This is a genomic window from Nesterenkonia massiliensis (genome assembly GCF_000455245.1).
Taxonomy (GTDB): Bacteria; Actinomycetota; Actinomycetes; order Actinomycetales; family Micrococcaceae; genus Nesterenkonia; species Nesterenkonia rhizosphaerae.
In genome coordinates, this window is sequence record NZ_HG005175.1 from 17,464 (window position 1) to 24,730 (window position 7,267).

Sequence of the window (7,267 nt, forward strand, 5' to 3'; positions counted from 1 at the left end):
AATCAGTTTCCCGTCGGAAGCACCGGAACAGTCTACATCATAAAAAGAGCCTGCGTCTCATCGGGCGCAGGGGACCCGTCGTCGGGCCAGAAGAAATGCCCGCGGTATACGGCTGAAAATCACGTCGGATGCCGATTATCCGCAGTATGAAGCCCTTACCTCGAGTGGGAGTCTGTGCATCACCTGGGAAGCCCCTTGAGTTCGCTTCTGACCTGCAGTTTTAGCCAATGAAGCATCGACTATGTATGCCCTCGAGGGTTGCTCTGCCACTGTGCGGACCACTTGGTTCGCTTTACAGACGAAGGTAAGGAGACTGTTTATGCATCGCCTCACCGCAAGAATTCTTGGCGTCATAGTTCTTTTGTTAGGCGTCGTTGGCATCTTCATCACCGATGAGCACCTGCTGGGGATCATGAATGTGTATCTCCCGCTGGACATCATCCGCATCATCCTCGGCGCGGCCCTGCTGTACGTGGACTTCGGCCCGGCTAGCCACGCCGCCGCCAAGACTCTGATCATCATCGTCGGCGCCATGTATGTGCTGATGGGCCTGCTGGCCTTCGCAGACGACACCCTGTTCGGGCTGCTGCCCACCGGATTCACCGGCTTCGACATCGGCTTCCATCTGGTGGTCGGCGTTGCAGCTCTCGTGATCGCCTTCATGCCGGTGCGCGACCACGACCGCCATGAGACGGTATCCCGTCGACACTGACACCTCCGGCAGCGTGAGCCGCTGCCACACTGATCTGGGGCGCGGTAGCCTCTGGCTCTGACCGCGCCCCATATCTATGTCACCCGTTCCCTGCCCGGGAACTCACTCAGCGCTGCACAACAACGAGCTGCCCGTAGGCTAAACCTTGCGCCCCTGATAGCGGCCCAGTGCCTCGTCGCGGAACTCATAGAAGCGGCCCTGGCTGATGGACTCGCGGATCTTATCCACCAGGGTGACGGTGAAGTACTCGTTGTGGATGGTGCACAGTGTGGAGTACAGCATCTCCTTGGCCTTAAAGAGGTGATGCAGATAGGCCCGGGAGTAGTTCTGGCAGGTGTAGCAGCCGCAGGACTCCTCAATAGGGGAGAAGTCCCGCTTGAACTTGGCCTGCGGAATATTGAAGTAACCATCGGCGGTGTAAACCCGGCCGTTGCGCGCCACCCGTGAGGGCTGCACGCAGTCGAAGGTATCAGCGCCGTTCTCAATGGCGGTGAAGAAGTCCTCCGGTTCGGAGATGCCCAGCAGATGACGGGGCTTATTCTCCGGCAGTTCCTCAGAGACCCAGCCCACAATGGTGCCCAGATTCTCCTTCTCCAGGGCACCGCCAATGCCGAAGCCGTCAAAGGACTGCCCCTGAACCTCCATGGCGCCAAGATCCTGGGCGGCCTTGCGACGCAGATCCTCGTACTGTGCCCCCTGCAGCACACCAAAAAGCGCCTGATACGGGCGGTGGCTGCGTTCAGCGGTCAGCTCCCGATGTGCCACCAGGCAGCGCTGCGCCCACAGGCGTGTGCGCTCCAAAGACTCCACCTGGTACTCGCGGGTGTTGAATAGCGTAGTCAACTCGTCGAAGGCGAAGATGATGTCCGCCCCGATCTCATGCTGCAGCTTCATGGAGATCTCAGGGGAGAAACGGTGGATGGTCCCATCAATATGGGACTTGAAGGTCACGCCGTCGTCATCCACAAATGCCCGGCGCTCATGCTCAGGGGCCACGGCGTCGTCGTTGGCTACCCGCGAGGAGTCCATGGAGATGGTCTTCTTGAACCCCGAGCCCAAGCTCATGACCTGGAATCCGCCGGAGTCGGTGAAGGTGGGGCCCGGCCAGTTCATGAACTTCCCGAGCCCGCCGGCGGCGTCGAGGATATCGGTGCCCGGCTGCAGGTTCAGGTGATACGCGTTGGCCAGCACCGCCTGGGCGCCGAGCTCTCTCATCTCATCGGGACGCACGGCCTTGACCGTGGCTTTGGTGGCTACCGGAATGAAGGCCGGGGTCTGAATCTGACCATGCGGGGTGTCGATGGTGCCGGTACGTCCCAGTGCTCCTTCGATCCGGTCGTGGACCTGGTAGCCGAAGCTGTCCCGGTTCGCCTGCGGATGTGGGGGCGCGGATTCCGGGCTCGGGGCGAAGGGGTCGGCGGCTGGGGCAACAGGTGTATCGGGCACCCGTCGATTGTAGTCGGGCCGACCAAACCCGGATCCGCGCTGGTTTAGCGGACGTGGATGTTGCCGGGATCCTCCGCCAAGGACTGTGCAGCGTGGGGCACCGCGCGCCTCCTAGACTAGGCCGGTGCCTGACTTCACCTGGAACAACCTGCAGAGAACCGCCTACCGAATCTGGCCGGGGGCGGCGCTTGCGCTCATCATCGCCGCTGCCGCCCACCGGTTGATCGCCGAATGGCTTCCGGTCTCCAGCCTGTTGATCGCCATAATCTTGGGTATCGCGCTGCGCACGCTGGGGTGGGTCCCGGACTGGGCGGAGACCGGGCTGAAATGGTCCGCGAAGTTCCCGCTGCGGCTGGGCATTGTGCTGTTGGGGCTGCAACTGGCGGTGGGGGATGTGCTCGGGCTCGGGGCCGAGGTCATTGTCATTGTGCTGCTCACCGTGGTGGCGACATTCTTCGGGATGCGCTTACTTGGTCCCTTGATGAGGGCAGATAAGACGACGACGGCGCTTCTGGCCACCGGTACCTCCATCTGCGGCGCATCGGCCGTGGCTGCGGCCGCTTCAGTGCTTGACCGTGGCGATGGGCGCGATGTTCAGGGCCGGCACATTGAACCGGCCACTGCCACAGCACTGGCTGTGGTGACTCTCTACGGCACCGTGGCCATGCTGGTCCTGCCGGTCCTGGTTCCGATGCTGAGTTTGGGTGAGCGTGAAGCCGGCGTGTGGATCGGGGCCAGTGTTCACGAGGTGGGACAGGTGGTGGCCGCCGGTGGCCTAGTAGGCGCCACTGCACTATCGGTGGCAACCATGGTCAAGCTAGCCCGAGTCCTGCTGTTGGCACCGGCAGTGGTGACGCTGCGGCTGGGCGAGTCCCGCGGGCAGGCGAAGGGACAACAGGGCCTCACAGGTGGAAAGCGACCACCACTTTTGCCATGGTTCGTGGTCGGCTTTCTGGGCGCGGTAGGACTGAACTCGCTCTGGCCTCTTGAACCAGGAGCCGCAGACTTTATTTCCCAGGTGACCACCATGCTGCTGACCGTGGCGATGGTGGGAATCGGTGCGGCCGTGAACCTCAAAGACCTGCGGCGCACAGGCGGCCCGGCACTGGCACTGGGCGCGGCAGGTGCCCTCATTGCTGGCGGAGTTGCGCTGTTGGGAGTGTGGCTGCTGCTGTAGGGGAGCGGCGCTGACCGTGAGCCATCGACACCTGCCCTCGACACTGGTTCGAATCTATGTTCGAATAGGTGTATGCGATGGCAGGGTCAGAAGATTGCTGACGACGACGGCGCGGCACTTCTTCCTATGAAGGGCTTGGTCCGCAGTGTGCGCACTCCGGACTTTGAGGGCGTGACCTTCCATGAGGTTGCGGCCAAGAGTGCGCTGAACCGGGTCCCGGAGCAGTCGAATATGCCGTTCCGTTGGACCGTGAATCCCACTCGCGGATGTCTCCACCGCTGTGTTTACTGCCTGAGTCCCGAAACTCTAGTCCTCATGGCTGATGGGCGGCATAAACCCATTGGAGAGATACAGGTGGGTGATCGAGTAGTAGGTACCGAGCTCAGAGGGCGCTACCGCTACTTTGTTGCCACAGATGTCAGTGCTGCCTGGCGCACGAGGAAACGTGCACAGCGCATTACCCTCGCGGATGGTACGGAGCTGGTCGCGAGTCGAGACCACCGCTTTCTGACTGAACACGGATGGAAGTTTGTTGCACAAGAGCCTGGCGAAGTGAGCCAGCGACCGCATTTGACAGTCAACAATAGACTGATGGGCTTTGGTCTGGGCGGTGCCCTGTCCGGGTACATGCCGCCACAGCAGAGTCTCGAGTATCGGCGTGGCTATTTGTGCGGCATGATTCGCGGTGACGGAATGCTCGTCGACCGAACATACACACGCGAAAGCACGGGAAAGCCCTACAGGGTGACGATTTTCCGGCTCGCTTTGGCCGACTCAGAAGCGCTGATACGCAGTCACGAGTTCCTTGCCGCCGAAGGGGTTTCCACTACCTTCCGGCCATTCACGACGAAGACTGAAAAGCGTGCGGCTATGACAGGTATTTTCACCGCGACACGGGGCGGTTATCAGCGCATTAAAGAAGTGATTCGTTGGCCAGAAACACTGAGTGAGGACTGGTGCAAGGGGTTCCTATCAGGCATATTCGACGCCGAAGGATCATTGTCGGGGAGCGCGCTAAGGGTCTCGAATAAGGATGATGAAATCCTGTGGCACCTAGAGAGTGCATTAGGTGTCTTGGGGATTCCATTCGTTCGGGAACCTGTTGCTCCGAAGGGGGTGACGACGATCCGAATCACCGGGGGCAGGGCCTCATACCGCCGCTTCTTTCAGCTAACGGATCCTCCCATAACGAGGAAGTTGACCCTCCTGGGGAAAGCCGTGAAGACATTCTCAGACCTCCGGGTTCAGAGCGTGGAGGACCTTGGGTCAGACCAGGACATGGTGGACATCACAACTGGAACTGGGGACTTCATTGCCAACGGCGTGATCAGCCACAATTGCTTCGCGCGCAAGACCCACGAGTACCTGGATCTGGATTCTGGCAAAGACTTCGATACGCAGATCGTGGTGAAGACCAATATCGCCGAGGTGCTGCGGGCTGAGGTGAATAAGCCCTCCTGGAAGCGTGAGCACGTGGCATTGGGAACCAATACCGATCCCTATCAGCGCGCTGAAGGGCGCTATCAGCTCATGCCTGGGATTATTCGGGCCCTAGCTGAATCCGGGACACCGTTCTCTATTCTCACCAAGGGCCCACTGCTTAAACGGGACCTTCCTCTCCTTGTTGAAGCGGCCCAGCATGTGCCGGTATCGGTGGCAGTTTCCTTAGCCATGACCGATCCGCAGTTGCAGCAAAAGGTGGAACCTGGGACTCCTGACCCCCGCGCCCGGCTGAACCTGATTAAAGCAATCACCAACGCTGGCCTGGAGTGCAACGTATTGGCCATGCCGATCTTGCCGTGGCTTACGGACTCCACGGCCGCTCTCGACCAGTTGCACGCATCCTTAGCGGAGGCCGGAGCCAACTGGGTCAGCACTGGTGCCCTGCATCTGCGGCCGGGTGCCCGCGAGTGGTTCATGCAATGGCTTGCCGCAGAGTATCCGGAGCTTGTGCCCAAATATCGCCGCATCTATCGCAGCGCCAAAGGCAGGTTCAGCACATATGTCTCTGCTGAGTACCGGCAGTGGTTGGGAAAGCGGGCCGCCGAGGCCCGCCGCCGTCACGGTTTTGAGCGGCGCTCCGATGTCACCTGGCGGGAGCGGGTCTCGCCGGAGAAGCCGCTGGACTCGCCTGGCTGGGATGCTTCGCAGTCTGAACTCCCAGGACTGGAGCTCACGCCCACGGGCCAGCCGGCGCTGTTCTGACCAGCCCTTAAGACCGCCTGTTTGCCGGTGTCCTTTTACGCTCCCGAAACAGAGACGTGATTGTATGCAATCAAGCTTCGATGTGACGCGCTTCATGAAAGGACACCGGATCCATGACATTCACCCACGCAGAGGACTTCACCACCAGGCCCACCTTGGAAGGGCATTTCGGGATGTCTGCCTCCACCCACTGGCTTGCCACCGCCTCTGCCCAGGCAGTGCTGGAACGCGGAGGCAACGCTTTTGACGCCGCCGTCGCCGGCGCCTTTGTGCTGCACGTGGTGGAGCCCCACCTCAATGGACCCGGCGGGGATATGACCGGACTTTTTGTCACCGCAGAGGATCCTTCCCGACCCACAGTTCTGATGGGTCAAGGGCCCGCCCCGGCCGCGGCAACTCTGGAACACTACACAGGCCTTGGCCTTGACCGGGTCCCCGGAGCCGGCGCCCTGGCAGCGGCGGTGCCGGCCGCCGTCGACGCCTGGCTCCTGCTGCTGCGCGATCACGGCACATGGGATCTCGCCGATGTCCTGGCATTCGCTATCGACTACGCCGAAAACGGTCACCCGGTGGTTCCGCGTGTGCCGGCAACCATCCGCACCGTCAAGGAACTCTTCGAGACGCACTGGCCGACCTCGGCCCAGCACTGGATGCCAGACGGGGAGATCCCGGAGCCAGGTCAGATCATCACCAACCGCCCCTACGCCCAGGTCCTGCGGGAGCTCATCGAGGCAGGAAATGACGCGGCCAACAGAGCAGAGCGGATCGATGCGGCACGTCAGCAGTGGAAGACCGGCAAGGTCGCCCAAGTAGCCGCAGACTTCGTCACTACACCCCACCGCCACTCCGACGGCGGCGATTACGCCGGTGTGATCACCGCTGAGGACTTCGCCAGCTTCTCAGCCGGTTATGAAGACGCCGTCAGCATTGAGTTCCGCGGTTACACGATCGCCAAAATCGGACCGTGGGGACAGGGACCTGTCCTGCTGCAGACCCTGAAAATCCTCGACGGTTTCCAGGATCACCGGTTGGATCCCGGCACTGAGTTGGGCGCACACACTATCCTTGAGGCGCTGAAGCTCGCAATGGCTGACCGGGATACCTACTATGCCGATGGCCAGGTCCCCCTGGAGACACTGCTCAGCGATGACTACGCGGCACAGCGTCGTCAGCTCATCAGCGAAGAGGCCTCCCTGGAGTTCCGGCCAGGGGACATTCCCGGCGTGAAGAAGGTCCTGCCGCTGTTGGAGGAAGTCGACGGCGGAAGCGGTAGCGCATTCGGTGGGGGAGAGCCCACAGTCAGCCGCGATGGTGAGACCAAGGGCGATACCTGCCATATCGACGTCGTGGACCGCTGGGGCAACATGATTTCAGCGACCCCCTCTGGAGGGTGGCTGCAGTCCTCACCTGCAATCCCGGAGCTGGGTTTCCCGCTGGGTACCCGACTGCAGATGAACTGGCTGGATCCGGAGTCACCCAGTGCGCTGCAGCCTGGCCGGCGTCCGCGCACCACGCTGACCCCTACGCTGGTGTTTAAGGACGGCCAGCCAGTGATGGCCCTGGGCACTCCCGGTGGAGATCAGCAGGACCAGTGGCAGCTGCTTTTCCTGCTGCGCTCTTTGGTGGGTGGGCACACTCCGCAGCAGGCCATTGATGCTCCGGCGCTGCATACCACCGCCTTGCCGTCTTCCTTCTGGCCGCGTCAGTGGACTCCCGGGGGCGCCGTC

5 protein-coding genes are annotated in these 7,267 nt (G+C 61.6%); 4 read left to right on the forward strand and 1 reads right to left on the reverse strand.

Annotated elements, in window-relative coordinates; translation table 11 throughout:
- Positions 1-319: 319 nt before the first annotated feature.
- On the forward strand, positions 320-712 hold the full coding sequence (locus TX78_RS11895; protein WP_158644347.1) for a DUF4383 domain-containing protein: 393 nt from the start codon (positions 320-322) through the stop codon (positions 710-712).
- 138 nt (positions 713-850) lie between these two features.
- On the opposite strand, the gene tgt is transcribed toward TX78_RS11895, so the two are convergent.
- Positions 851-2,158: a tRNA guanosine(34) transglycosylase Tgt gene (gene tgt, locus TX78_RS11900; RefSeq protein WP_081652789.1), complete on the reverse strand. Its 1,308-nt coding sequence runs from the start codon at positions 2,156-2,158 to the stop codon at positions 851-853.
- A gap of 124 nt (positions 2,159-2,282) precedes the next feature.
- On the opposite strand from tgt, the gene TX78_RS11905 reads away from it, so the two are divergent.
- From TX78_RS11905 to TX78_RS11915, 3 genes are all read left to right on the forward strand, one after another.
- Positions 2,283-3,335 carry a YeiH family protein gene (locus TX78_RS11905; RefSeq protein ID WP_049897903.1) on the forward strand — a complete coding sequence of 351 codons (1,053 nt, stop codon included), beginning with the start codon at positions 2,283-2,285 and terminating at the stop codon, positions 3,333-3,335.
- 72 nt (positions 3,336-3,407) lie between these two features.
- Entirely contained in the window at positions 3,408-5,540 is a 2,133-nt protein-coding gene (locus TX78_RS13855) for an intein-containing Rv2578c family radical SAM protein (RefSeq protein ID WP_049897905.1), read from the forward strand.
- Positions 5,541-5,653: 113 nt separating this feature from the next.
- Positions 5,654-7,267, forward strand: a 1,614-nt coding sequence (locus TX78_RS11915) for a gamma-glutamyltransferase family protein (RefSeq protein WP_044496517.1), incomplete at its 3' end; no start/stop codon positions are given.